This window comes from Leptospiraceae bacterium, assembly GCA_015075105.1.
Taxonomy (GTDB): domain Bacteria; phylum Spirochaetota; class Leptospiria; order Leptospirales; family Leptospiraceae; genus JABWCC01.
This window is the reverse complement of record JABTUZ010000001.1, coordinates 173264-198153: the sequence shown is the minus strand read 5'-3', so window position 1 is coordinate 198153 and position 24890 is coordinate 173264. Positions and strand designations below refer to the sequence as shown.

Sequence of the window (24890 nt, the reverse complement as noted above, 5' to 3'; positions counted from 1 at the left end):
AAATAAGAGACGCATTACTTCGTATTTGCTTGACGCAACATCAATAGAAACCCAAAGGTCGTAATCAGAGGAATAAAAAAAACAGAGATAAAATAAACTCTATTAAATATATTTATATCAAAAAATCGCAAACTGGATTCTGAGTGAAAAAGAAATAAAGCACGAAAAAAAATAATTACTATAGAAAACAAATACAAGAATATTAGAAATCTTTTTGAAGAAGTAAAGCGAGTGTCCGAAAATCGAAATAAAAAGTAAACTGCAAACAGAGTCAAAAGTATTCCTACAAAAGAGTGCATAATGTTTCGCATGGCAAAATACTTAGGCTCAGGAAAAAAGTGAAAGAATAGAACATAGTTTACGATAATGATTATAATAGTTTTGATAGGAGTTTCTCTATCCGTAAAATCACAAATTGCAAATACAAATAGACTAGACCCTATGACCACAGCTAAGTTCCCAAGGACTACAGATATATAGTCAGGGATCATATTTCGTAAACCGATGAGTAACACTCCAAGGGCTAAGGTGAGCATTGCAGATCCCCAATACACAGCAGAAGATCTTTTTTTGTCAAAATCTATAATAAAAAAAATAGCACCTGTAAAAACATAGAATAAAAAAGCCATAAAGATAATTGTCCTTACCTCAGGCATTCTTTTTTCCTTCTTCTTTTCTTACCTCTTCATCCAGTATATTTTTTTCTTGTACCATTATTTCATGCAGTTCATCTCTTAAATTTTCCCACTTGGAAAACTTAGATGGTTGAATTGTTCCATAGTATTTATACCCGATTGCATTCCCTTTGACTTTCTCTTGAAATTTTGCAATCCCACTTTTAATAACGAGTGCAATCGGTATATTTTTCTCGTGAGCTATTTTTATCATTCCCTTCTTTAAAGGTTTGATCTCTTCAGAGTATGTATTTTGTCCTTCAGGATAGACTATGTAGCTATTATTTTTCAAACCCTCGATCAAATTTTTTACGGATTCGGGGATTGTTCTTGATTGAGAATAATCAAATACCTGAGAGCCCATTGCCTTCATCCACCAGTAAGCAAATAGAGTATTTTTAATTACCTGATTGGCGAGGTAAGGTTTATTCACAATCATACAATCAAAAGGAAAGTCTAATTCATTCACATGATTGATACACACTATATGCCCTGACTCTGGCACCTCAGAAAAATTTCCGATTTTTACTATCTTAGTGGCGGTCATCTCCTGAACAAAGTCTCCCCAGGTTGCAGATCCTTCTAAGAAAATTCTAATACTTTCTTGTTGTTTTCCCCTGGCCTTATAATAAATCCCTTTTATGAGATTTGACTTTAGTCGCCGCAGAATAATTTCAGGAGCACGAAGATAGGTCATTAATACAAGCTTTTGATAATCCTTGGAATACATTCCCAAACGACTTTTAAAAGCTTTTATCGGATTGTTCATACTTTATCCAATAATTTGACCAAGCAAAAAATCAAGCTACAATTTTATTGTTTAATTTGTTTTTTTCTCTTCTTGTTTTTTCTGAGTCGGTGAATCCCCGATTAATTCTTTTTTTAATTTTGCATCCCACTTTAGATTAATTCTCGCATCCACTTCTTCGTCATAAACTCTGGCATTAATATCTGTTGCGTCTCTTCTATATTTTTCAGGAATTCGCAAATCATAAACAGGGCTGAGATTTTTTGGATTCACGTAAGGGTTGTCTCTGAATTTCATGGTTACCCCTTCCAATACAACTTCCTTCCCTTCTTTGTCTTTACCGTCTGCAGTTAATAAATAGTAGTTATCGTAAGGATATTTTAGTTTAAAAATATTTATAGCGTTAGCTCTGGAATCCCTACATCTCACAATGGATGCTAAATATTTTTCAATTCTGTATTTTCTGTGAGAAGGCTCTAACTTTTGGTGCTTCTCTAAATTTTTCTCAACTTTCAAAGCATCAATTCTTGCTTCCTTAGCCTGCCCCAAAAATCTATAACCGAGTGCCATGTTTGTCTCAATCGCATACTTATTTACCACATAGTGAAATTCTTTTGGATTGTACATTCTAGCTGTGAGTGGCGCTTCTCTATTGGCCTTTTGATCTTCACGAATTTTTGAAGTATTGCTATACTCAACGCTAATATCTACCAAGTTTTTATCTTCCGGGTTATTTTCATTTTTTCTGTCAATAGAGGCTTTTAGTATTTCCTCAGTTTTCTCAATGTAGAATTGGGTGACTTCTTCTAAGATTTGCTCCATCCCAAGCTGGGCTTCTAAAAATCTTCTATAGGCATTTACATAATTTTCTTCAAAATAATAAATCATACCTTCTTGGTATAATTTTTTTACCTCGTTGTATCTTTTTACCCTTTCCCCTTCCATTTCCGGCTTTGCGTGCAGCTCGGCAGGTTTACCGTCTTTGTCATTGCCTCTGTAATTTTTCACAATAGGCTCGATAAACCGAAGGTAGGTCAATAGTTCTATTCTTTTCACATAAGCCTTGTTTGCTACGGCTTCAGCAAACATCCCCTCCATTCCGATTAGAATAGAAATCAACAATACTAGTTTTTTCATGGCACCATTTCCTAATGTATAAAATAAATATTTGTAATGCAAAAAATACTACAACCAATTTACAAAGTTCCTGTTAAGAATATCGGAAAGAAAATAGAATAGATTGACACGAATTGACCAGAAATCTTACGCTATTTTCAAAGAATCAGGACATTTTTTATGGTGCAACCAGCAACTCAACAATCAAAAAAAGCCTCTTTTCGAGCAAAAGAAAACACTTCCTGTCCGGTTTGTGAAGAAATTCACCAAAAAGAAAATATGTTTCAGGGTGGTGGAAGACTGATTGCGGGAAAATTAACCCAAGATTTAAGAAGACTTTACGAAAAAAATAAAAAATTTGGTAGAATACACCCAAATGATTATACACTTGTAGTATGCCCGCGTTGCTTATATTCTTCCTTCCCAAAAGACTGGAATACAATTCCTGCGGGAGATATAGAAAAAATCAAAAATTCTGCTGTAGATAGAAAAGCCTATTTAGAGAAGATTTTAGGACCTGTAAATTTTAAAGAAGATCGAAATATAGTTCTTGGTGCTGCGTCCTATCTATTAGCAGTGGATTGCTACCAACTCAGGTCTTCTCAAGTTGCACCTACTCCCAAAAAGGCAGTTTCTGCAATTCGGGCAGCTTGGTATTTTGATGATTTAAACACAGATTTCCCTAATATGAGTTTTGACAAAATCAGAGATATATTGTACCAAAGGGCAGCTACATGGTATGGATTGACTTTAGAGATCATGCAATCCGGAACTGAGCCAATCGATTCTGCAGCAGGAATGCTTGGACCCGATTCAGACAATAACTGGGGCTTTGATGGAGTAGTTTTTTTAAACGCATTTCTCACGATGAAATTCAAAGACCAGATGGGAGATACCCCTGAAAAGCAACTCAATCTTTTAGTTCGAGCCAAACGAATGCTTGCAAGACTCTACGGATCCGGAAAATCCTCCAAGTCCAAACCTTCTGTAATTATAGATATGGCAAGGGAGTTATACGACGAGTACGGAAAGGTTATAGAAGAAATGGGAGGAGAAAAATAGGGTTTTGCCTGTTTATTCCCTTCTATTAGAATACGAAGGCTCAAGGTTCCACGGCTTCCAAAAGCAAACTGAAATAATTTCCGTACAATCTGTATTGGAAAATTCTATTTTGATAGTTCTAAAAGAAGAAGTAAAAATTTTTTCATCCGGAAGAACTGATACGGGTGTACACTCTAAGGGAATAATCGCAAGTTTTCATTCCAAAAATAGGATCGACAACTTTTATAAATTTATTAAAGCTATAAACCACCTATCTGGAGGAAGCCTTTCCATTCACGGAATGAAAGAAGTCCCAGAAAAATTCAACGCACAGTATTCTTGCACCGAAAGAGAATACGAATACTGGGTCTTTTTGTCCAAGTATCCAAGCCCATTATTAAAAGGACGTGCTTACCACTATAAGCATAAATTGGATATAAAAAAAATACAAGACGAGTGCTCGCACCTACTCGGATCCCATGATTTTACAAGTTTTGCAAAGCCTTCTTCTCTCCTAAAAAAATCACCGATTAGGAATATCTCAAAAATAGAATTTCGAGAATCTAAGGAAATTCACGGCTTATACAGATTAACCATCCGAAGTACGGGTTTTTTGCACAATATGGTCAGAATTATAACAGGAACTTTACTCGACATAGGAAATGGGAAAATCAAAGATAGAAATATAAGGGAAATTTTGCAGAAAAAAAATAGAATCTATGCCGGAGCTACAATTCCACCAGATGGTTTGTATTTCGTAAAAGCATTCTATGAGAAATTTCCGGAAATTGAAGAGCTTTACAAAGAATTTTACAAAATAAATGAAATATAAACCTAAATTTTTAAAAAGGAATTTTTTAATAAAAAAATTCTACATAATACTTTTATTGTTCTTTGTCAATATTTCAAAAATCTATGCAGATGGAGAACCAAGCAAATCAGAAGTCGGTTTTTGGATGGGTGCATCCAGCCCATTTCCTGGAACAAAGACTGCAAGTCTCTTAGATACAACTATGGGTTTTGGATTTTTTACAAGATTTCAATGGCCGTATATTTTTTATACAGAAATGGGAGTTAGCTACTCCAACTACCTTTCACACTCAGAAAGAGGACTAACTACGATTCCGGTCTATGCGGCCCTTGCTTATAAACTACCCTTAGAATTACCAATATCATTTTTCTTAAAAGCGGGTGGAGGAGCATCCTATTTAATTGTAAGACCATCCAATAATGAAGGTTGGGACCCTATGGGGTATCTCGGATTTGAGGTGAGTTTTGTTGCAGGTCGAAAAGTGAGAATCGGTTTAAGATACGACTACAATCAAATCATGGAAAGAAGACAAAAAGGGTTTTACGGTGGCACAAACATTCCGGAGGTTTACAAATATCTATACTACTCCCAAAATTTAGACGAAAGATTGTACAACCCGAACTATTACAATATTATTGACGGACATTTTTTACACTTTGGCTTAATGGTGAGTATTCTACTATGAAAATTTTTTTTACATTTCTATGTTTTTTATTCCTACTTCAATGCAATACGAAGAGTGGGAAAATCGGAAACCAGCCACTTATATCTACCTTATTCAATAACAGAATGTTGCTTCTACTCAAAGGAACTTATGCCACAGACGATCCTTTGAGTTTTGAAGAATATTCAAACGGTACGGGAAAACTATATATGGACGATCAAATAGATTCCGGAAATGGAACCGACCCGCCTTATGACCTTGCAGACTTACCACAAGCCAAAGACTTAGCTATTTTTTTAGACATTGGAGAAATCAGGATTTCCTCCAAGTACCAAAAAGGAATAGGAAATCTCGCAGCCATCAAAGACGCAAGGGATTCAAAAAAATTCTGGGATTTTATAGCTCCCGAAAGGCAAGTGTATTGCACGATATTTTACTCGGCAACAGAATCTACCTGCCATAAGACCGGTCTCTCTAAAATCAATGATTTCTTTAGTGGAAGAGGAGCACAATTTCCGTCCAATGATCCTACTGCAGAAACCAATTATGGAAGTTACGACCAGCAAGTTTTATCCTCTCAAAGCGGGATCATGGATGCAACACAGTACTACTACACCGGAGTTTATTTTCGATCTCTTGTTACAGGTTGGGCAAGAGAAGCCGGTGGTCTTGTTATAGACACAGTGTTCGATAACCATACAATACTTACGGGAGGTGCCAATATAGTCCCTAGAAATAATTACAAACCCGGGACTGAAGCTGCAATCAAGGATGCTACTATCCCTGCAATGTTTCCCTTGCTATACTCTGTTCAACCGGGACAAAACGATATGTCTATAAGACCCGGGGCGGATCCTTACATACTTGAGATCCGAGCCAATATTAAGGAAAACTTAATGGTTCACTCTTACGTTAATACTACAGGGAATGTACGAACACTAATCTCTTTTAGCGATTGGAATAATAATCACGCAAGTGAAGCAGATATGGGCGGGAATTTACTTTCCAGAGCGAGAGTGATCTATCCTGAAAAAGCATCAAGCTTAGAAATTTCAGGTGGGACAAAATCTCTAAATCACTATTATGCAGTTTTTAGAAGCGACGAAATCGATTTTCGCACACAATTGCCTTTGGCAGCCTCTCCCGTCAAACAAGGAACTACTAAGATAAAATACATCCACGAGGGAAATTATAAACTGCAATGTGTCGGAGATATTTCAAGAATCGATGGCTACCCGGATACCATTGTTCGAGAGACAAATTTTTCTGTAAGCCCGAATTCTTTTAGAGATACTATTCGAGTCAATTTAACCTGCCCTTAAAAAAATTTCTATTTTTACATAAAATATACGTTATGCGATTTTGCATGCACTCGATTTAAAAAAATTTTATAGACCTATTTGTATTTTCAAAAATTTTCTGAATTATGGAAATGAAAAAACCGAGTAATATTGAGCTAATTCAATCTGTGCAGTATTTTAAAGCCACCGGAAAATTGGAACCATTTTTGAAAATTGCTGGGATATGGATAGTAACTTACGCAAGAGATATATTCCATATCAGAGATGGGTTAGAGTCAGAAATGTATTTTTTAATTCAAAAGAAAAAAGACGAGTGTATTCGATTATTCAGGGACAATCCACTCACACAATTTCCGAGCTTTTTTAATATATACTGCAAGCACCTGACACTAAACATGCTTCGGATTCACAGAAAACAAAAAAACCAAGATTATTTAGCACTATGGAACGAAACAATTTACATGAATTCTAAAACTAAAAAATATAAATCTAAGTTTAAAGTGCATAGTACTTTAGAAAATTGCTCTCAATTTTCTAAAGTTGTAATTTGTTTAAGATTCAATATAGAGTTAGACTTAGAAAGTAAAATTTTTTTAGAAAACACTCTAAGAAAAAATGGAATCAAAATAAATTCTTTCTATAACGATTATTTTCAAAGTATTCAAAAATACAATCACCAAGTAGATACAATGTTAAGAAAATTGAATTCTATCAACCGAAGAATATTTGATAAAAGTTATACCGATATAGAAGAATTAAAACTCAGAAAAAAACAGATCATTAATTTTTTAGAAAAGCCTGCCTGCTATATCACATTTAAAGAATTAGGTGAATTATTTAAAATACCAACCCACAGAGTAGTGATGATCTACAATGAAACTATAAAAAGAATTCAAAGAAAGTTCTGTGAAAGAAAAGTAGCATGAATTCATTTTTTAAAAAATTCATCTCCGGAACTCTGAAATTTTTTTCTATTTTACAAAGATTGATTTGACACAATTTCTAAAATAGAATCTTTCTTATTAAGAGGGATTCTATGCGTTATTTGCAGACACATTCTATTTTTTATGTTTTAGTTCTAATTTCTTTCTCTTTTAATTGCAAAGGCAAGTATAAGGCAGATTTTTTTAATAGGCACGCAAGCGACAAAGAAAGTATGCCGAATGAGGTAATCCAAAACCTAAAAATCCTGCAAGGAGAATCAATTGCCGATATTGGATCGGGAGGCGGGTATTTTGCTTTTCGCTTTTCTAAGGAAGTTGGTGCAAATGGAAAAGTTTATGCAGTGGATACAGACGAAAAACTACTGAGCTATATAAAAAATGAAGCCGAAAAAGAAAAACTTTCCAATATTGAATTTGTTTTAGCAAAAGAAAATGATCCAAACTTAAAAGAAAAATCTATAAATCTGATCTTTATTAGAAATGTTTACCACCATTTACCTTCACCGGAAAAATATTTCTGTAATTTAAAAAAAGCTCTAATGAAAAATGGGAGAATCGCAGTTATTGATTATCGAAAAACAAACTTCTATAGTTTTACTACTCTATTCAATCATTACACCGACCCAGACAAAATCAAAGACAATTTAGTCAAGTGCGGGTTGAAGAGAGTTGAGTTTTTTGAATTTTTGCCAAAACAATCCTTTCAGATATTCAAAGCCACTGAAGAAAAAGAATAAATTTAGATTTTATAAATTTCTGATTTCGAATTTTTTGCTTTTTTAAAATACTCTATCCAGAAATTTTTTGAATCTTTATCTAATTCAGAAATTAGATCATTCAGCCCATTCTGAAAATTTATCAAAGCCTTCTTTAGATTTTCCTTATTGGTAGAGAAAATAGCTTGCCACATCTCAGGGTTCGAGCCTGCTATTCTTGTCATATCTCTAAACCCGCCACCAATAATAGGTAATGGAGAAATCTCTGTAAATTTTTGAACCTTTTTATTCTCGAACGCCCATATTGCAAGTAGAGAAGAAATTATATGAGGTGAATGAGATAAATAGGATAAAATTTCATCGTGATCCACTGCCCCGATCTCAACCGTTTTCATCCCAAGTATTTCCCAAAAATTTTTTATAAATTCTACTGATTCAAGACTTACTTTTTGGGGAGAGGTCAAAATACAGAGTCTATTCTCATACAAATCATCTGAAGCGTAGGATAAACCCGCCTGCTCGGATCCGGTCATAGGGTGAGAGGAATAATAATTGTGTTTCGTTTGAAATTTTTTTTCTACCGCAGAAATAATTTCTAATTTTGTAGATCCGAGATCTGTGATAAAGCCATTGTAGTCATCTGGAATGCGCTGGATTTTTTCAACTGTGCTATCCACAGGAAGCGAAAAAATAATAAGGTTAAATGTATTCCATGAATTAGAGTTTAAAAATTCTTCTTCGAGGTACACTTCATCTGCAATTTTTTTTTCGATTCCTTCTTTTTTGCTACTAAAACTTCTAACTACTCCCGTAACTTTAGAGTCTTGAAATTTTTTTTTGATTGCGAGTGACAGAGAAGCTCCCATCAACCCCATTCCGTAAATTAAAATATTTCCTATTTTCAAAATATTTGCTCGGATGCAGGATAAGACCCAAGGATTCGTAGAAATGTACTTTGAGATTTTAGCTCACTTAAAACTTTTTGGATTTTTTTTTCTTTTTCGTGACCATTAAAATCTATAAAGAAATTGTATTCCCATGAATTTCTTCTTGTCGGTCTAGATTCTATCTTAGAAAGATTGATCTTATTTTCAAAAAAAGGTTTTAGAGCAAGATAGAGTCCACCGGGTTTGTCCGGAATCGAAAATACAATTGAAGTTTTGTCGTTACCTGTCGGGTTACACTGAGTTTTCCCTATGATTAAGAATCTTGTAGAATTATTCGTCAAGTCCTCGATAGACTCTTTAAGAATATCCAGCCCATAAATCTCGGCAGCGATACTCGAAGCAATAGCTGCACCTTCTTTTTTTTCTGAAACTATCATTGCCGCCTTAGCCGTTGATGATGTTTCTACAATTTCACAATTTGGAAGATTATTCAAAATCCAATTTTTACACTGCTCATTTGCAATTTTTATTCCGTAAATTGTTTTTATCTTAGATATATCTGTTTCAAACCCAAGTAAAGCGATTGAGATTTTCATATAAATTTCTGAATAGATCAATAAATCTGAAATCAAAAACTGATCGAGTGTAGAATTCACAAGACCTTCACTTGAATTTTCAACCGGCACAACTCCATAATCTATTTTCCCTGACTCCGCAGCCCGAAAAACTTCTGGAATGGATGGAAATTGTACGGATTGAATTGAAGCCCCAAAACGCATTCTGGTTGCTTGATTAGAAAAAGAACCTTCAGGACCTAAATAACCAATCACTAAACCTTTTTCAAGAGAAATAGAAGCTGACATGATTTCTCTGTATATCGAAACCATAGACGAATGAGGAAGGGGCCCCTTGTTCAGTTTTTTTATTTTTTCGTAAACTTCTCTTTCTCGATCCGGTCTATAAACCGGAACATTAGACTCTTTTTTAAGCTCTCCTATTTTAGAAGCAATCTTTGCCCTCTCTTCAATGGACTTTACGATCTGTTCATCTAAAACATCAATTTCCTTTCTAAATTCAGAAAGCTTAGATTCATTTTCCATAATCTTTTTTAGCCCTCCTCTATTGTATTTTCTTCAGAAATAAAATCTTCTTCTGGAAAATCTTCCAATTCATCAAATTTTAATTCTTTTACTTCTACAGGACTCGGCAGATCAGATAACTTACTCAATCCAAAATGGATTAAAAACTCAGGAGTAGTTCCATACAATGTAGGTCTTCCAGGAACTTCTTTTTGCCCTATGGGCTTAATCAATTTTTTTGAAAGTAGAGTAGTAACCATCGCGCGAGATGAAACTCCTCTAGTCTCTTCGATCTCCGGCAATGTTATCGGTTGCTTATAAGCAATTATAGAAAGAGTCTCTAAAGTCCCGCGTGACAGAGTTTCTCTTCTTCTTTCTTTAAATATATTTCCTAATTTTTCGTGGTAGATTTCATTGGTGAGAAATTGGTAGCCACCTGCAATTTCTTTCAACAAGAACCCTCCAGATTTTTCTGAATAATCTAAAATCAATTCTTCTACGATATTTCTGACTTCGCTTTTCTCTAGACCGGACGAGTCCGATAAAGAAGTTAACTTCACAGGCTCGGAAGACAAAAATATGAGCGATTCTACAAGTCCCTTATTGTATATTTTTTTCGTATTCATTGTATTTCAGTTGTAAGATTTCTAATAATTTTTATATCACCAAACATTTTGTGCTGTGTTACTTTCACTGTTTTTAATTTCACTAATTCCAATAGTGCAAGAAAGGAAACAACAATTTCGTTGAGATTAGGCTCGTCACTTTCAAACATTTCAAAAAACAGAAATTCTCCCTTTATCTTTAAAAGACCTTGAAGATAGTCAATTTTTTCGTCAACTGAGTATTCTTGAGAAGCTATCAAAAAATCAGGTGTTTCGTTATTTACGGAGTTTTTTTCTAAAATTTTATTAAACGAAGATATTAAATCCAAAAGACTCACATCCAACCAATTCTCGTCATCACCAAAATTCATAAGAATCTGATTCGTTTCTCGCTTAAAAACTCCAGAATTGATTTTTTCTAATTCAGAAAGATTTCCTGCTGCCATTTGATACTTCTTGTGCTCCAATAGTTTTGCAACCAATTCCTTGGGTAAAGGAGGCTCATAGTTCTCCTCCTCAAATCCGGGATTAGGAAGTAGAGCTTTTGATTTTAAGTAAATCAGATTGGCTGCGGTTAGAGAAAATTCTGCTCCTAATTCTATAGAAAGGCTCTCTGAAAATTTTACAAAATTAATAAAGTCTTCCGTAATCTTAGAAAGTGAAACGTCGAAAATATCAATCTTATAGCTTTCGATTAAATTCCACAATAAAGAAAGAGGCCCTTCAGAAAGTCCGCCTTCTGAATTATTCCACCTGACAAGAAACAAAGATTCATCGTCCTTCCCTGAAAGAGTAAAATCCATTTAAGGATATAATCAGATACCGAGAGCCTTCGCAGCGGCCTGTTGCAATCTTTCAGGAGGAAAAGGTTTCACAACAAAATCCTTTACTCCCATTTTAATAGCTTTTGCAAGAAGATCTTCTTGTCCGAGTGCAGTGACCATGATTACTTTTGCTTTTGGGTCCATTTTTAATATTTCTCTTGCTGCCTCGATCCCATCTTTTTCTCGCATGGTAATATCCATAGTAACCAGATCTGGTTTTAAAGTTTTGTACTGATCAATTGCAATATTTCCATATTCAGCTTCACCGGCTATTTCATGGCCTGCTGCGGTAAGAGCGTCTTTAACTAAAGTCCGCATGAATTTTGCATCATCCACTACAAGTATTCTGGCCATTTTTATATTCCTCTTTCTTCTATAAATCTAATCATATTCTGAACTATTGCTTCAACGGGCACAACACAATCAATTGCCCCAATATCTATTGCCTGCTTATTCATTCCAAACACTACCGATGTACTTTCATCTTGCGCAATTGTCGCCCCACCAATATCATGGATCGATTTAATCGACTCAGCTCCATCTCTACCCATACCCGTCATAATTATACCGACTAAAGAAGCTCCATAAAAGGACTTTAAGCTGTCAAAAGTAACATCTATCGACGGTCTATGTCCATTGACAGGCTCTCCCCTATCTAATTCAATTGAAATATTTGTTTCAGTCTTTTCTAGTTTCATGTGGTGATCCCCGGCAGCTATATACGCACAACCCGGTTGAACTATGTCCCCTTGGGCAGCTTCCTTTACTTGTATTTCCGATATGGAATTTAGCCTCGAAGCAAAAGCCTTAGTAAATCCGGGGGGCATGTGTTGAACTATAAAAATTGGTAAATGAAAATTTTTAGGGATACTTTTAAATAAAATCTGGAGTGCGTTCGGGCCTCCTGTTGAAGTTCCAATCCCTATTGCTCTAATTTTTTCTTTTTTCCTTGGGGTAGAAAAACCCGAAATTTTCTTTTCTACGGTTATTTCCTGTTTTTTGTCTCGAAAGAAATATCCGCGAATTTTACTTTTCAACAAATCCCCCATTTCTCCAAGCTCCAACCTCATCCCGGAAGATGGTTTTGGTACAAAGTCAATTGCACCAAGCTCTAAGGCTTTGAATGTAGCCTCTGCCCCGTGCTGGGTTAAAACAGACATCATAATGACTGGGATTTTTATATTTCTTTTTTTCATTTCTTCGAGAGCTGTCAACCCATCCATGACAGGCATCTCAATATCCAAGGTGATCACATCGGGTTGAAGTTTCATAGCAAGCTCAACACATTCTGTACCGGTTTTCCCCGTTGCTACAATTTCCATGTCCAGTTCATTTTTGATCAGATCGGAAATAATCGTTCTAACCAAAGCAGAATCATCGACGATTAGAATTTTAATTTTTGAATTTGAAGAAAGCATTACATTTTAGAAATAAGTTTTACTAATTCGTCAAAATCTGGAAGGAAGAGTAAATCGCCAAGCAAATTCCCGCCTTCGTGAATAAATTCTGTATGCATCATTAAAAATCTTGTCTTTTCAGGCTTCACTATATCCAGCACTTCCCTAAATGAGCCTGAAATAAATTCAGGGACTGAAGGCATGATCTGAGACTTTGATTTGTTGGAAAGTGAATTAATAATACTCGAACAAACAATATTAGAAATCTCGGAAAGCACCGACTTTGAGTCATCGGATATTTTTTTTGTTAGAGTGTTTTCTTTTGACTTCAATAGATCATCCGATAATTTTTTTCCGACTTCCTCAGAAAACATCATAAGTAAATTACCGTTAAGGTCTCCATTCATACGAACTTTTAAACCAAAGTAGTGATCCGCAAGATTTGGAATTTTTTGAATTAGCTCTTCTTTATCAGTCAATGAAATTTCAGGAATATACAATTCTACATTGGATCCCACTAATTGAGAAAGAACAAGTCCTGCATTCATCATACCGGTATTGACTATAGTCTCTAATTTTTTAGTTTCTTCTTTTGTAAGAAGCTCATTGATATGTCTTTCTGGTAGAATTGTAGAAAACCTTTCTTGAGTTTGTGCTCTAAAGTTTTGAATGATTTCTTTTTCTTTCTCTTTTTCCACATCTTCAACTTTAGGCTCAACTTTTTCTGGCTCTACCGCTACAATTTCTAATACAGGTTTTTCATTTTCTGTAGATTCGATCTTTAGAACCGGTGACTGAATTGAGTCCTCTACCACAAAATCAGGTTTTGAGATTGTAACACTTTCTTCTATTGAGATAAGTTTTCTTGACTGCTCTGCCTTCTTTCTTTTTTGACGAGATTTGTCCTTTAAAAGAATTTCTAATAACTTATCATTGAATACATTTGTAGGGTTTAGCGTTTTTAGAATAGAATCAGAATCATCCATATCGAGAGATTTTGACGCACCCAGTCTTTTCATAAGTTTAGCACCAAACTCTGTATCTATTTGAGAATCTCTAATTGACGACATCTCCACGAGACCCGGCACATCCAAGACCAAGATGATCGTACCATCCCCCATAATAGAAGCTCCTGTCAGACCTTGGATATTCTTGTAATTCTTATCTAAAGATTTTATAACTGTTTCATGTTTGCCAATTAAATCATCTACAATAAACCCAAGTTTTCTGGAATTATAATTTACAATAACGATTGGCACCTCTGTGACACTTCGATTTGGATTCAATCCAATCATTGCACTTAACGTATAAATAGGAAGAACTTCACCTCTTAAATTAATAATATCATGACCTTCTAAAGTAGTAATTTGGTCTTTATTCACCCGAATAGTTTCTACAACTTCCGATAAAGGAAAGGCATACATTTCTTCTTCCACAGTTACGAGAATGGAAGAGATGATTGCAAGTGCTTGAGGGAAACAAAGAGTAAAAGATGTTCCCTGACCGGATATAGAATTGATGATAATTTTCCCTTTGAACTCTTGAATTAGCTTATTCACTACATTCATCCCGACCCCGCGACCGGAAATATCTGTAATTTTTTCTGCAGTCGAAAACCCTGCAGCAAAAATAAATTGATAGACCTCACTATCCGGCAAACCTGCTCCATCCTCTGAAGTTATTAGTCCATTTTTAACAGCTTTATTTAATATTTTTTCTCGATCCAATCCTTTGCCATCATCGGAAATCTCTACCATGATGTTGTTTCCTCCCTGAAAAGCATTCAAGCGAATCGTGCCTGTTTCCGGTTTTCCTTTTTTTATCCTTTCTTCAGGAGACTCAATTCCATGATCTATAGAATTTCGAATCAGATGCATCAAAGGCTCTCCAATTACATCTACAACCTTTTTATCTAATTCCGTATTCTCTCCTTGCAAAACCAATTCAATTTTTTTCCCTGTCTCAATGCAAAGGTCTCTAACCAAACGAGTGAATCTATTAAACACTGATCCAATCGGAACCATCCGAGTATTCATGATTCCGGTTTGTAAATCTTTTGAAATCCTATTGATTTGGTCGATTTTACTTTTCAACTCTGCGAACAGAGAATCTTCACCAAAATTTTTTATCAAGTCATCATAAATTTTCTGAAAACCGGAATTTGTTATTACCAATTCTCCGACATTGTTCATCAAGTGGTCCAATTTTTCTGATGCTACTTTGATACTTTTTACAACCGACTTCCCTTCTACATCCTTATCTGGAATCGCAAATTCTTTTCGATGCTCTACGTGTTCAACCTGCTTTTCAAGATGTGGTAATTGAACCACTCTTAGTTGAATTTGTATAGACTCCACCATGTCAACGATGAGTAACTCTTGAATTTCTTTTTCGCTTTTTCCTGAAATAAATATAAATTCGATGGAATCTCTATCAGTTCCTTTTTCAAGCTCTTCGTCATCAGGGCTGGATTTGAATATTATACCGGAGTCTTTGCAATTCTGCAAGATCAGTGCAAACCTAAGACCTTTCATCGGAGTGTCGGATTTTAACTTTACGCTTATATCAAAAACTTTGACTTTCTTTTCCTTGATTTCTTCTTCGAGGTCTCTCTCCTCTTCCGGCTCAAGTTCGATTACAGAAATTTGATGAGCTTCCTTTGAAATCCTTTCGGTTTCAGTTGGCTTCCCTGTTCCATTTGTTGTTGGAGTAGATTTTTTCTCCACAGTAGGTGATGAACCGGATTCATAATCTTCTAACTTTTTTATCATCTCTGAAAAGTCAGTATCCACTTTTATGCCATTTCCGACTGAATCAATTACCTCTTTAATTAAATCAAAACACTCAAACAAAAGATTTACCAACTGAAGATTTACTTCTAACTTATCTTCCCTGATTTTCTGAAGTAAGTTCTCCATCTTATGAGCAAGATCAGAGAGATTGTACAACCCGACAAAAGCAGCGGAACTTTTTAAGGAGTGCGCAGCTCTAAAAATATCGTTAATGATTTCCCGGTCATTATGATCTTTTTCTAAAATCAATAAATTAGAATTCAATTCTTCTATTTGATCTTCTGACTCTTCTAAAAAGACCTCTGTATATTCGCCTAAAATTCCTGACAATGTAAATTCCTTCTATTCTTCCAGTTGAATAATTTTACTTAATTCTATTAATAAAACAAGTCGCCCTTCATTTCTACCGACATGACCCACTAAATTGTTAAAATTTGAGGACAGACTGTCTGTAATTTCAGAAATTGAATCTTTCCGAATTTTAATAACTTGTCTAACTTCCTCTACTAAAATTCCAACTCTTTTAGTTCCTATTTCTGTTACAATAAATCGAGCTGTAGGAGTGATCGATGTAAACCCTTGTTCAAATTTTTTCTTCAAATCCACTACAGGGATAATTTCTCCCCTAAGATTTACTACTCCAATGATAGATTCATCTACATTTGGAATCCTAGTAACATAGACAAGGCGTAAAATCTCATGCACTCGAAGCAGATCCACTCCGAAAACTTCGTTAGAGATTAGAAAAGATAAAAACTGGGTCTCTTCCGCAATAGACTCACTTGGGGTTGTTTCTTCTGCAATTTCTCTCAATTTGTCTCACCTTGTATATGCTTTCATTATCGGCTTTTTTATTTTTCTAATTTTTAAAAAAAATTACTTCTTTATCTGTAATTAGCTTGCTAACTCGAATATCATGGCTCTCTTCCTGAAATTCAACCGGAAAATTCTCCCAAAAGCTAAGACCGATAATCTTTTCTACAGAGAATCCCTCCAAAGTTCTATCGTAATACCCCCCTCCCCTCCCAAGTCTATACCCATTTCTATTAAAGCCTAAACTTGGAACAATACAAAAATCTGCCTTGTCTAAAGAAATTACTCTCTCACCTACCGGCTCTTGAATAGAAAACTTGCCACTTCGCCAAGAATCTGGACACACAAACTCTAACTTGGAACCGGCTACCCTCGGATAATATATTTTTATATCTTGGTTAAGGCTGTCTAAGACTGAATCCAAATTTACCTCAAACTGAATCGCTCTGTAAGCCAATACCACTTTTTTGTTTTGGATTATCTGAGTAAGAGAACGAAAAATCTCGGCTTGTTTGGATTCTTTATCTTTCACAAGCACAATATTTTGTTTTTGAATTTCTCTTTGTCTTATTTTTTCAGGATTTTGAATCACTTACTACAAACTTTAGAAGCTATCACCGACTATTCCTTCTTCAAGAAGGGAAATCAGTTTCTTAGTTTTTTCTTCCACTTTTCTATCAATAGAGTGTGTTTTGTTATTTTTCTCTTGAAACAACTCGTCAGCAATATTTACGGCAGACAAAACAGCCAATTTCTGAACTGAAATACCCGGCGACATCGCAGCCAGTTCTCTCATTTTTTGATCTACATAGTCTGTTAGCTCAAGTATATATTCTTTAGAATCTGAACCAGAAATTAAATATTCAGATCCATAAATTTTAGCCTCTACTTTCACAGACTAAAAACCATGAAAAAGATTATTTTGTTTCTTCCTCAATTATCAAGAAATCATCGTCGTCGTCCGCATCAAACACATCAATCGTGTCCGTATCATCCTCATCAATTATAATGTCTGTATCATCTTCCGATTCTTTTTCAGCTGCCTTCGAGCTTGAATCCTGTACAGGCACAGACTCTTCTTCTGTATCGAGTGCTGACTCTTCATCGTCTAATAAAATAATCTCATCGTCTTCGTCTAATTCAGAGGGGGGAGGAGAAGTTTTTACTGCCGCCGGTGAAGGTTGCGAACTAAATGAATTAGAAGCCGGAGTAGAATTAGAATCTGTATTTGACTTTACCGGGCTGCCACCTGATAAACCATCTAATCTGGAGAGCAGAGAATTGATCTTGCCCTCTAACTTGGATTCTCTATCTTTCAAATCATTTAATTCGGTAGTAGTTTCTTGAAGCTGATTTTTTAGCTTAGATAGCTCCCTTTCCTTCTCTTCCATGGCAAGCTTCATCTGATCATTTTCAGCACGAAGCGTTTCATTTTCGGACTCTAAACGACCGTTTTCAGTCCGTAAATCTCCAATGAGTTCAATAGCTTTTACAATTCGAGACTCTAATTCTTCGATCGTTTCCAATGTTATCATCCTAACCTCTCCTACCAAATTTACGATAGTGTAAGTTTTTAATAATTAATACAAGCAAATTTATACAGCTAATTTAGTTTTCTCAACAATTGCAGAAAAAACTTCCTTATTATTGTATGCTAAATTAGCCAAAGCCTTTCTGTCTAATTCAATTCCTAGTTTTTTCAAAGAGTGCATAAATTTAGAATAGGTTTGCCCATTTTCTCTAACAGCAGCATTAATTCTGATAATCCAAAGAGATCGAAAATCCCTCTTTTTAGCCCTTCTATCGCGATAAGCCCACTGACCGGCTTTCATTACTGCGCTTTTTGCAGTTCTGAGTAGCTTGGATCTCCCGCCTCTAAAACCTTTTGCAGATTTTAGAATTTTCTTTCTGCGATTTTTATGAATTGTTCCGTTGTACGCTCTTGCCATTATCTATCTCCATAAGGCATTAATTTTTTTACTGAATTTACATCTCTTTCATCCAAAAGACTAGTTCTTCTTAGGTTTCTTCTTCTTTTTGGAGATTTTTTAGAAAGATTATGATTTGCAAATCCACTAGCACGTTTTACTTTTCCGTCTTTTGTAAACCTAAAACGCTTTGCTGCGGCTCTGTTAGTTTTCATTTTTGGCATTTCTATTTTCCTCTTTTTTTATTTCGGACTCATCATCACTACAATCTGTTTACCGTCATGCACAGGTGCTTTTTCTGGAATCCCAGAATCTTTTAAGTCTTCAATCATTCGATTCACTACATTCATTCCAAGCTCTGTATGCGCCATTTCTCGACCTTTAAATCTAAGAGTGACTTTTACTTTGTCTCCCTTAGCTAAAAATTCAATCGCTTGCCTTTTTTTAATCTCATAATCATGAATATCAATTCTGGGGCGAATTTTTATCTCTTTGATCGTTACGACATGCTGCTTTTTTTTAGCTTCTTTCGATTTCTTTAATAATTCAAACTTAAATTTTCCATAATCAAAAATTTTTAGAACAGGAACTTCCTGATCCCCTGAAATTTCTATTAAATCTAAACCTACTTCTCTTGATCGCCTCAAAGCCTCGTTAAAATCTACAATTTCTGATCCTTCGTCAGAAACCAATCGTACTTTTGAAACCCCTGTAATCTGCTCATTGATCCTTGGACCAGAAAATTTTTCGTTTACTTTAATTGGCGGCTTTTTAAGCATTCATTCTCCACGGTAATATCCCATATTTTCAAAACTATTTAACTTTTCAAGCATTTTCTATTTAGTTATTCGACAACTCTGTTTTTAAATGCTCTAAAAATTCATAACTTGAATAAGAAATTGTTTCCTCCTCTCCTCTTTTCCTTACTGATACTAACCCACCCTCCACTTCTTTGTCCCCTATGATTAAGACATAATTGGCTTTTTTTAAGATAGATTCACGAATCTTCAGTCCAATTTTTTCATTTCGGAGGTCAGTTTCAGAGCGAAAACCAATCTCGATTAGTTTATCATTTAACTCTCTCGCATACTCTTTTTGCTTATCCGAAACGGTAAGTATTCTGATTTGAGTTGGAGAAAGCCAAAGTGGAAACTTACCTTCGTAGTGCTCGATCAAAATACCTACAAACCTCTCTAAAGAGCCGTAGATCGCCCTATGGAGCATAACCGGAACATGTTTCTTTCCGTCGCTTGCAGTATAGTCTAAACCCAATCTCTCAGGCATAGAAAAATCGACTTGAATCGTGCCGCACTGCCAATATCTGCCTATACTGTCTTTGATATTGAATTCAATTTTAGGTCCATAAAAGGCACCCTCTCCCTCTTTAATCGCATATTCAATATTTTTCTTTTTTAAAGATGAAATTAAAGTATTTGTGGCTGTCTCCCAATCACTGTCGTTACCTACTGATTTTTCTGGACGGGTGGCTATAAAAGTTTTAATCTCGTGAAATCCGAATTTTCTGTACACTTCGAGTGTGAAATCAATAATGGAAATAACTTCTGATTCTACAAATTCTATTGGAGTATAAATATGAGCATCGTCTTGCGTGAAAGCACGAACTCGAAACAGCCCGTGTAAAACCCCATGAAGTTCGTGTCTGTGTACCATCCCCAATTCAGAATACCTAAGCGGAAGTTCTCTATAAGAATGCAAGTGGTGTTTGTAAATTAAACAACAACCGGGACAGTTCATCGGCTTAATCGCATAGTCCTCTTCATCTATCTCGGTATAATACATATTCTCTCTATAATTTTCAGAGTGACCGCTTAGTGTCCAAAGATTTGCGTTCAATATTGCGGGAGTTCGAATCTCCTGATAACCTCTTTCTGCACACTCTACTCTTAAATAGTCTGCCAATGTATTCCATAGCACAGTCCCTTTCGGATGCCAGAATGGAAAACCCGGTGCCTCTTCCTGAAAAGAAAAAAGATCCATTTCTTTTCCGATCTTCCTATGATCCCTTTTCTTTGCTTCTTCAATTCTAAAAAAATACTCTTCCAATTCTTTCTTATTAGAAAACGAAACCCCATAAATTCTTTGAAGCATCCTGTTATTTTTATCAGCCTTCCAGTAGGCTCCTGAAATTGCAGTCAGCTTAAACGCCTTGATAAGCCCGGTATTCGGAATATGGGGGCCTCTACAAAGGTCAGTCCACTCTCCTTGCCCATAGAGAGTAACTTTTTCGGAAGGAATCCCTGAAATTATTTCTACTTTATAGTTTTCACCAAGTTCGCTAAATTTTTCTATAGCTTCTTTTTTTGTTAGTTCTGTTTTTTTTACTTGTAGGTTTTCTTTTACGATAGATTCCATTTCTTTTTCAATCTTCGGAAGGTCATCCGGCGTAATCGTAGTAGAAGGAAAATCTATATCATAATAAAAAAATCCAGGCCCAGTTTCAATGACCGGACCCACAGTGAGCTTTGCATCCTTCCACAATCTTTGCACTGCTTGACCCAATAGGTGCGCGCTAGAGTGATGAAATACTTCTTTGCCTTCTTTAGAATCGTAAGTGATAATTTCTAATTTGCAATTGGATTCTATAGATTCGCTTAAATCAACACTACGTCCGTCTATTTTTGCAGCCAAAGCCGATTTAAAAAGAGATACACTGAAAGACTTTACGAATTCGGAGATTTTTGTTCCTTTTTCAAGAGACTTAGTTGAGCCATCAGGAAGTGTAATTGTAAGTTGAGACATAGTTTTTCAATCGTGAAATAAATAAAAGGAATGGGCCTGATGTGATTTGAACACATGACCCCACGCTTATCAAGCGTGTGCTCTAACCAGCTGAGCTACAGGCCCCTTTTTAAACCATGATTTTTCGAGATAGTCAAAACGTAAACTTTTTTTGAGTACTACTCCGGCTGTTTTCCAAACTTTTTCACATACCAGTTTATCCATTCATTTCTGGATCGGTACTTCTCCCCTGTGATAGATGTTAGAGCCAAATAAGAAATTTTTACTACCTCAGGGTTGTCCCCTGTTATTAATTTCAATAACACGTGAGCCGATTCAATCTCTTTTCTCTGACCCAACCCTTGAATCGCTGGTTGATGAATGATCGGATCTTTGTGAAGAGCGTATTCTTCCAAAAGCAATCTTGATTCTTCTCCCGGAATTGAAACCAATGCACTCACTACAAAAGTGGCTAAATTTGGATCAGCTTTCATTTTACTTCGTAAAATTGGCAAAGATTTTTCTGACTTTAATAGACCTAAGCTTTCTATGGATATTGCAGAAAGTTTTCGATCAGGACTTCCTGCTGCTTGAATCAATGGCTCTAACGCATCTTCAGAACCCAAAACCCCTAAAGACCAAGCTGCACCGTACCTGCCTTCCCCATTTTTTTCTTCTAACACTTTTATTAAAACCGCCACACTTTCTTTGTTTCCAATCCAACCAAGAGACTTAGCGATTTCTTCTCTATCAGGATAAGAGGTATCGAGTAAAATATTCTCTAATTTTTTTCTGGCTGGCTCGTATTTTAATCTTCCGATTGCAAAAGATACTGGGCCTGCGACTTCTTTTCCTTTTTCATCTAATACTTTTAAAAGTTTTGGACCGGATTCCTTGGAAGGAATTCCTGCAATTACATTTGCAGAATAGTATTGTACTTCTTTTTCCTTGTCGGATAAATATGGGAACATATAGCTCAAACAAGATGGATCATTTATGGCAAGAAGGGCTTCTACAGAATTTTCACGCCCTTTAGGAAAATCCTTACCGACTGCTTTACTCAATACAGGGATAGCTTTTTTGCTTTGAATTCTTCCGAGAGCCAAATACGTTGCTGCAAGAGTGGGAGAGCTTTCTGTTTTTTCTGCTAAGGCGATTAAATAATTCTCGGAAGATCGAACCTTTAATTGACCAAGCGCCATCGAGTATGTTTTTGCTTTCTCTATGTCTTTGTTTTTCACAGCCATACTAAGAATTTTTTCACCCAAAAAACCAGCTTTCATCTGAACAAGAGAGTCAACAACCTGCAATCGAAAAATATTATTTTCTGATTCAAGCAATGGCAGTACAAATTCTCCACCTCTTGGGTCTTTCATTCTCGCAAGGGCATCTATCAAAATATCAGAGGTCACTTCTTTGTCATTTTGGATCATTTTACCGATAGCAATGGTGGACTCTTTGTCTTGGTATGTACCAAGCGCAATTGCAGACGTTCCCCTAACCGCAGGATTTTTGTCTTTTAAAAATACTCGAATCTTTGGAATTACTTTTCGGTAGTTTCTTTGAGACAACTCTACAATTGCTTGGGTTTTTTCAGACCATTCCTCAGACCAGAGTGATTTTTCAATTTCTTCATTGGAGCGAACTTCTTCGACTGGAACGGGTAAATAATCTGGTTTCGGAGGCCCACTGCAAAAAAATAAAGTCATCACAAATCCGAAAATTATCCATTTTGGAACAATTTGATTTTTCATGAAGCCGGAACTTGTTTCGCTATTTTCCTTAGAGTTTCTAACTCCTTTCTCCATACAGCCAAATCATTTTTAGCTATATTGGACTGTGCTTGATCAATTTCTCCTGACTCCATCATAAATTCTACGAGCTGGATTCTTGACTCAAGCTCTCGAATTTTATAAGAAAAATAAGTCGCTTGTTGCTCAGGAGTTACTTTAGGCTCATTCGGGGTTTTCATTTCAGAGCCGGGCTCTGCATATTTATTTGCAGCAATTTGTGAAGCAAAACTCGCATCAACCTCTGTAAAGACATCCAACTCTTTACGAATTTGTTCTGCTTCTTTTTCAGTTTGAGGTGGCTTGTATTCATTTGGTATATATAAATTTTTAGGGTACTTTGCCGAAAAACGATTCCATTCTTCTCTGATTTTTTCTCTGTCTTTGTCAGTCGGACCCGGTTTCAACGCATGCGGCCAAAGTCTTTCTGCCTCTGCTTCTAATTTTGGGTCTTCGGATGAAGGATGAGGTGCATCAGGAAAATATGGATCGTCGATCACTACACCCTTTGTAGAAATCTTAATCTTATCCCTTACTGAAACGTCTGTCTTCTTTTTTTCTTTCTCACCAGGAACAAAGAATAAAATGGCAACCAAAAGAACTGCAACTCCAATCACTATATAGATTAATAGATTCTTATTTTTCATGTTGTTATTCTCTTTTTATTATGTAATGATGTAAACAAAAAAAATACGGCTTTGCGAAGTTTCTCACAAAGCCGTAAATTTCCTAAGTTTTCAGAAATCTTAGGTGAATACGCCTATGATCCAAGAAATAAACTGTCCAAAAAGTGTGTGTGTTAAGAAGTTTTTCAAATCAACAGGGTTTCTGTTTAGTGAATCGTAATACCATGCAGTGTATTCACTTACCTGAGGAATGTTCACACCGTATTTAGAATTGATTGACTTTATCAACTCATTTGCCATAACTGCGTGACCATACTGGTTCGGATGCACACCATCCAACCCGAATACCCCGGGTTTATTAGGAAGAGGCCATCCTGCTTGTCCGTTTCCAGGACTCCAGCCGGTAGGGCTTGCAATTCTTCTTCCGTTTTGCTTAATATCATCAAATACTACTTTTAAATCGGCAAAAGCTAAATTATTTGCTGCAGCTTGTGCTCTTAATTCATTGTTGATAATGTTAAGTGACTGAACGATTCTTGCAACTTCGTTTGCATCTAATACATGGTCAGGGCTTGTAACAGAATTTCTGAAAAATGCTTTCAATCCGGTGTAATTTGCTCTTCCAGATGGGTCTTTGTATTGCTCTAGAAATCCTATCGTAGTAACGTTTGGAACTGAGAACACAACTCCACCTTTCAAGCTCTTCATAGCCGCCATTCTTCTAAAAAACTCTCTTACGTCTCTATAGAATCTTGCGTCGTCAAGACAAGCCGTGCTTGTGCCGAGTGCAGTACATAAAACGTGGTTTGCACCGATCGAACCAAATAGAAAAGTCGGCTTTACTTTTTCCATGATCTGTGTTTGAGTTCCCGCATCTCTTAAGCCAAACTGGTGAAATTTATCAGGGTCTTTGCAATCAGCAACAGTTACCCAACGATAGGTAAAAGTGTACCAATTTTTCCAATACCAATCTTTTTCTTGTTTGGTTGCAGTAATGTCTTCGCATTTACCGCTTGTTCTAAGAGCCGATGTGTATTCTCCACCGGTGATACCCGCATGAGTAGGTAAAGAAACAGTGCTTTTGTTTCCCCCGATAATCGCACTCGCAATACAAATAGGTCCACAGTTTCCTTTTAAAACATCTTCTAAGTTGATAAACGGTCCCTTTAATACGTTATACGAAACCCCGTTCCCTGCTTGTTTTGCAACAAGTACCGGATATGCCCAGTTTTGGGTTTTCTCCTCTACTGTTGCCCCGTAAAACCCTTGGCTTAATGAATCCCCTACTACGCCAGGCTTTGCAAATAATTGCTGAATAGTTTGGGCACTTACCGAGCTTGCTGCAACAGCCAAAACCAAACCGAACACCAAATATGTTCTATTCTTCATTCCTTA

At 35.9% G+C, this 24890-nt stretch carries 27 protein-coding genes and 1 tRNA gene; 6 read left to right on the top strand and 22 right to left on the bottom strand.

Translation table 11 applies throughout. The features are described from left to right. Positions 1-14: 14 nt before the first annotated feature. From HS129_01005 to HS129_00995, 3 genes are read right to left on the bottom strand one after another with little or no spacing between them, the layout of a single operon-like run. Positions 15-656, bottom strand: a complete 642-nt coding sequence (locus HS129_01005; protein MBE7410635.1) for a hypothetical protein — start codon at positions 654-656, stop codon at positions 15-17. Then, positions 649-1443: a 1-acyl-sn-glycerol-3-phosphate acyltransferase gene (locus HS129_01000; protein ID MBE7410634.1), complete on the bottom strand. Its 795-nt coding sequence runs from the start codon at positions 1441-1443 to the stop codon at positions 649-651. Before HS129_01000 ends, HS129_01005 begins: the two co-directional genes overlap by 8 nt. A gap of 51 nt (positions 1444-1494) precedes the next feature. Continuing rightward, entirely contained in the window at positions 1495-2559 is a 1065-nt protein-coding gene (locus HS129_00995; GenBank protein ID MBE7410633.1) for a hypothetical protein, read from the bottom strand. 159 nt (positions 2560-2718) lie between these two features. On the opposite strand from HS129_00995, the gene HS129_00990 reads away from it, so the two are divergent. The 6 genes from HS129_00990 (at position 2719) to HS129_00965 (ending at position 8036) form a co-directional block, all read left to right on the top strand. Continuing rightward, positions 2719-3600: a DUF2225 domain-containing protein gene (locus HS129_00990; GenBank protein MBE7410632.1), complete on the top strand. Its 882-nt coding sequence runs from the start codon at positions 2719-2721 to the stop codon at positions 3598-3600. Between the two features lie 4 nt (positions 3601-3604). Next, positions 3605-4411, top strand: coding sequence for a tRNA pseudouridine(38-40) synthase TruA (truA, locus tag HS129_00985; GenBank protein MBE7410631.1), 807 nt, complete (start codon positions 3605-3607; stop codon positions 4409-4411). Further along, positions 4401-5075: a hypothetical protein gene (locus HS129_00980; protein MBE7410630.1), complete on the top strand. Its 675-nt coding sequence runs from the start codon at positions 4401-4403 to the stop codon at positions 5073-5075. Before truA ends, HS129_00980 begins: the two co-directional genes overlap by 11 nt. A gap of 62 nt (positions 5076-5137) precedes the next feature. Next, complete coding sequence (locus tag HS129_00975; GenBank protein ID MBE7410629.1) at positions 5138-6376, top strand: hypothetical protein; 1239 nt, start codon at positions 5138-5140, stop codon at positions 6374-6376. A 110-nt stretch (positions 6377-6486) separates the two neighbouring features. Beyond that, positions 6487-7281 carry a hypothetical protein gene (locus HS129_00970; GenBank protein ID MBE7410628.1) on the top strand — a complete coding sequence of 265 codons (795 nt, stop codon included), beginning with the start codon at positions 6487-6489 and terminating at the stop codon, positions 7279-7281. A gap of 110 nt (positions 7282-7391) precedes the next feature. After that, on the top strand, positions 7392-8036 hold the full coding sequence (locus HS129_00965; protein MBE7410627.1) for a class I SAM-dependent methyltransferase: 645 nt from the start codon (positions 7392-7394) through the stop codon (positions 8034-8036). Between the two features lie 2 nt (positions 8037-8038). On the opposite strand, the gene HS129_00960 is transcribed toward HS129_00965, so the two are convergent. The 19 genes from HS129_00960 to HS129_00870 form a co-directional block, all read right to left on the bottom strand. Further along, entirely contained in the window at positions 8039-8920 is an 882-nt protein-coding gene (locus tag HS129_00960; GenBank protein MBE7410626.1) for a prephenate dehydrogenase, read from the bottom strand. Further along, the gene (pheA, locus tag HS129_00955) at positions 8917-10005 is read right to left on the bottom strand and encodes a prephenate dehydratase (protein MBE7410625.1); all 1089 of its coding nucleotides are present in this window, start codon (positions 10003-10005) and stop codon (positions 8917-8919) included. The genes HS129_00960 and pheA overlap by 4 nt, the downstream gene beginning before the upstream one ends. A gap of 5 nt (positions 10006-10010) precedes the next feature. Next, complete coding sequence (gene scpB / locus HS129_00950) at positions 10011-10607, bottom strand: SMC-Scp complex subunit ScpB (GenBank protein MBE7410624.1); 597 nt, start codon at positions 10605-10607, stop codon at positions 10011-10013. Then, positions 10604-11389 carry a segregation/condensation protein A gene (locus tag HS129_00945; GenBank protein ID MBE7410623.1) on the bottom strand — a complete coding sequence of 262 codons (786 nt, stop codon included), beginning with the start codon at positions 11387-11389 and terminating at the stop codon, positions 10604-10606. Before HS129_00945 ends, scpB begins: the two co-directional genes overlap by 4 nt. Before the next feature lie 12 nt (positions 11390-11401). Next, complete coding sequence (locus HS129_00940) at positions 11402-11764, bottom strand: response regulator (GenBank protein MBE7410622.1); 363 nt, start codon at positions 11762-11764, stop codon at positions 11402-11404. Positions 11765-11766: 2 nt separating this feature from the next. Then, entirely contained in the window at positions 11767-12828 is a 1062-nt protein-coding gene (locus HS129_00935; GenBank protein ID MBE7410621.1) for a chemotaxis response regulator protein-glutamate methylesterase, read from the bottom strand. Next, positions 12828-15929, bottom strand: a complete 3102-nt coding sequence (locus HS129_00930; protein MBE7410620.1) for a chemotaxis protein CheW — start codon at positions 15927-15929, stop codon at positions 12828-12830. The genes HS129_00935 and HS129_00930 overlap by 1 nt, the downstream gene beginning before the upstream one ends. A gap of 12 nt (positions 15930-15941) precedes the next feature. After that, entirely contained in the window at positions 15942-16412 is a 471-nt protein-coding gene (locus tag HS129_00925; protein MBE7410619.1) for a purine-binding chemotaxis protein CheW, read from the bottom strand. A 46-nt stretch (positions 16413-16458) separates the two neighbouring features. Next, positions 16459-17004 carry a 5-formyltetrahydrofolate cyclo-ligase gene (locus HS129_00920; protein MBE7410618.1) on the bottom strand — a complete coding sequence of 182 codons (546 nt, stop codon included), beginning with the start codon at positions 17002-17004 and terminating at the stop codon, positions 16459-16461. Between the two features lie 12 nt (positions 17005-17016). Further along, positions 17017-17307 carry a cell division protein ZapA gene (locus HS129_00915; protein MBE7410617.1) on the bottom strand — a complete coding sequence of 97 codons (291 nt, stop codon included), beginning with the start codon at positions 17305-17307 and terminating at the stop codon, positions 17017-17019. Positions 17308-17329: 22 nt separating this feature from the next. Then, a complete protein-coding gene (locus HS129_00910; GenBank protein ID MBE7410616.1) occupies positions 17330-17947 on the bottom strand; it encodes a hypothetical protein in 618 nt (205 codons plus the stop codon). A gap of 60 nt (positions 17948-18007) precedes the next feature. Continuing rightward, positions 18008-18361: a 50S ribosomal protein L20 gene (gene rplT / locus HS129_00905; GenBank protein ID MBE7410615.1), complete on the bottom strand. Its 354-nt coding sequence runs from the start codon at positions 18359-18361 to the stop codon at positions 18008-18010. After that, positions 18361-18564 carry a 50S ribosomal protein L35 gene (gene rpmI / locus HS129_00900; protein MBE7410614.1) on the bottom strand — a complete coding sequence of 68 codons (204 nt, stop codon included), beginning with the start codon at positions 18562-18564 and terminating at the stop codon, positions 18361-18363. The genes rplT and rpmI overlap by 1 nt, the downstream gene beginning before the upstream one ends. Before the next feature lie 18 nt (positions 18565-18582). After that, positions 18583-19119: a translation initiation factor IF-3 gene (locus tag HS129_00895; protein ID MBE7410613.1), complete on the bottom strand. Its 537-nt coding sequence runs from the start codon at positions 19117-19119 to the stop codon at positions 18583-18585. A gap of 61 nt (positions 19120-19180) precedes the next feature. Further along, on the bottom strand, positions 19181-21100 hold the full coding sequence (thrS, locus tag HS129_00890; GenBank protein ID MBE7410612.1) for a threonine--tRNA ligase: 1920 nt from the start codon (positions 21098-21100) through the stop codon (positions 19181-19183). A gap of 31 nt (positions 21101-21131) precedes the next feature. Continuing rightward, positions 21132-21205, bottom strand: a tRNA-Ile gene (locus HS129_00885). A 53-nt stretch (positions 21206-21258) separates the two neighbouring features. Then, the gene (locus HS129_00880) at positions 21259-22833 is read right to left on the bottom strand and encodes a HEAT repeat domain-containing protein (GenBank protein ID MBE7410611.1); all 1575 of its coding nucleotides are present in this window, start codon (positions 22831-22833) and stop codon (positions 21259-21261) included. Further along, on the bottom strand, positions 22830-23516 hold the full coding sequence (locus HS129_00875) for a hypothetical protein (GenBank protein MBE7410610.1): 687 nt from the start codon (positions 23514-23516) through the stop codon (positions 22830-22832). The genes HS129_00880 and HS129_00875 overlap by 4 nt, the downstream gene beginning before the upstream one ends. A gap of 99 nt (positions 23517-23615) precedes the next feature. Continuing rightward, a complete protein-coding gene (locus HS129_00870; GenBank protein ID MBE7410609.1) occupies positions 23616-24884 on the bottom strand; it encodes a hypothetical protein in 1269 nt (422 codons plus the stop codon). Between the last annotated feature and the right edge of the window lie 6 nt (positions 24885-24890).

What these genes read in the sequence shown, in the direction of transcription:
- HS129_01005 (MBE7410635.1), bottom strand. Translation starts at nt 656, where the DNA reads ATGCCTGAGGTAAGGACAATTATCTTTATGGCTTTTTTATTCTATGTT.
- HS129_01000 (MBE7410634.1), bottom strand. Translation starts at nt 1,443, where the DNA reads ATGAACAATCCGATAAAAGCTTTTAAAAGTCGTTTGGGAATGTATTCC.
- HS129_00995 (MBE7410633.1), bottom strand. Translation starts at nt 2,559, where the DNA reads ATGAAAAAACTAGTATTGTTGATTTCTATTCTAATCGGAATGGAGGGG.
- HS129_00990 (MBE7410632.1), top strand. Translation starts at nt 2,719, where the DNA reads ATGGTGCAACCAGCAACTCAACAATCAAAAAAAGCCTCTTTTCGAGCA.
- HS129_00980 (MBE7410630.1), top strand. Translation starts at nt 4,401, where the DNA reads ATGAAATATAAACCTAAATTTTTAAAAAGGAATTTTTTAATAAAAAAA.
- HS129_00970 (MBE7410628.1), top strand. Translation starts at nt 6,487, where the DNA reads ATGAAAAAACCGAGTAATATTGAGCTAATTCAATCTGTGCAGTATTTT.
- HS129_00965 (MBE7410627.1), top strand. Translation starts at nt 7,392, where the DNA reads ATGCGTTATTTGCAGACACATTCTATTTTTTATGTTTTAGTTCTAATT.
- scpB (MBE7410624.1), bottom strand. Translation starts at nt 10,607, where the DNA reads ATGAATACGAAAAAAATATACAATAAGGGACTTGTAGAATCGCTCATA.
- HS129_00945 (MBE7410623.1), bottom strand. Translation starts at nt 11,389, where the DNA reads ATGGATTTTACTCTTTCAGGGAAGGACGATGAATCTTTGTTTCTTGTC.
- HS129_00940 (MBE7410622.1), bottom strand. Translation starts at nt 11,764, where the DNA reads ATGGCCAGAATACTTGTAGTGGATGATGCAAAATTCATGCGGACTTTA.
- HS129_00935 (MBE7410621.1), bottom strand. Translation starts at nt 12,828, where the DNA reads ATGCTTTCTTCAAATTCAAAAATTAAAATTCTAATCGTCGATGATTCT.
- HS129_00910 (MBE7410616.1), bottom strand. Translation starts at nt 17,947, where the DNA reads ATGATAACATTGGAAACGATCGAAGAATTAGAGTCTCGAATTGTAAAA.
- rplT (MBE7410615.1), bottom strand. Translation starts at nt 18,361, where the DNA reads ATGGCAAGAGCGTACAACGGAACAATTCATAAAAATCGCAGAAAGAAA.
- rpmI (MBE7410614.1), bottom strand. Translation starts at nt 18,564, where the DNA reads ATGCCAAAAATGAAAACTAACAGAGCCGCAGCAAAGCGTTTTAGGTTT.
- HS129_00895 (MBE7410613.1), bottom strand. Translation starts at nt 19,119, where the DNA reads ATGCTTAAAAAGCCGCCAATTAAAGTAAACGAAAAATTTTCTGGTCCA.
- thrS (MBE7410612.1), bottom strand. Translation starts at nt 21,100, where the DNA reads ATGTCTCAACTTACAATTACACTTCCTGATGGCTCAACTAAGTCTCTT.
- HS129_00880 (MBE7410611.1), bottom strand. Translation starts at nt 22,833, where the DNA reads ATGAAAAATCAAATTGTTCCAAAATGGATAATTTTCGGATTTGTGATG.
- HS129_00875 (MBE7410610.1), bottom strand. Translation starts at nt 23,516, where the DNA reads ATGAAAAATAAGAATCTATTAATCTATATAGTGATTGGAGTTGCAGTT.
- HS129_00870 (MBE7410609.1), bottom strand. Translation starts at nt 24,884, where the DNA reads ATGAAGAATAGAACATATTTGGTGTTCGGTTTGGTTTTGGCTGTTGCA.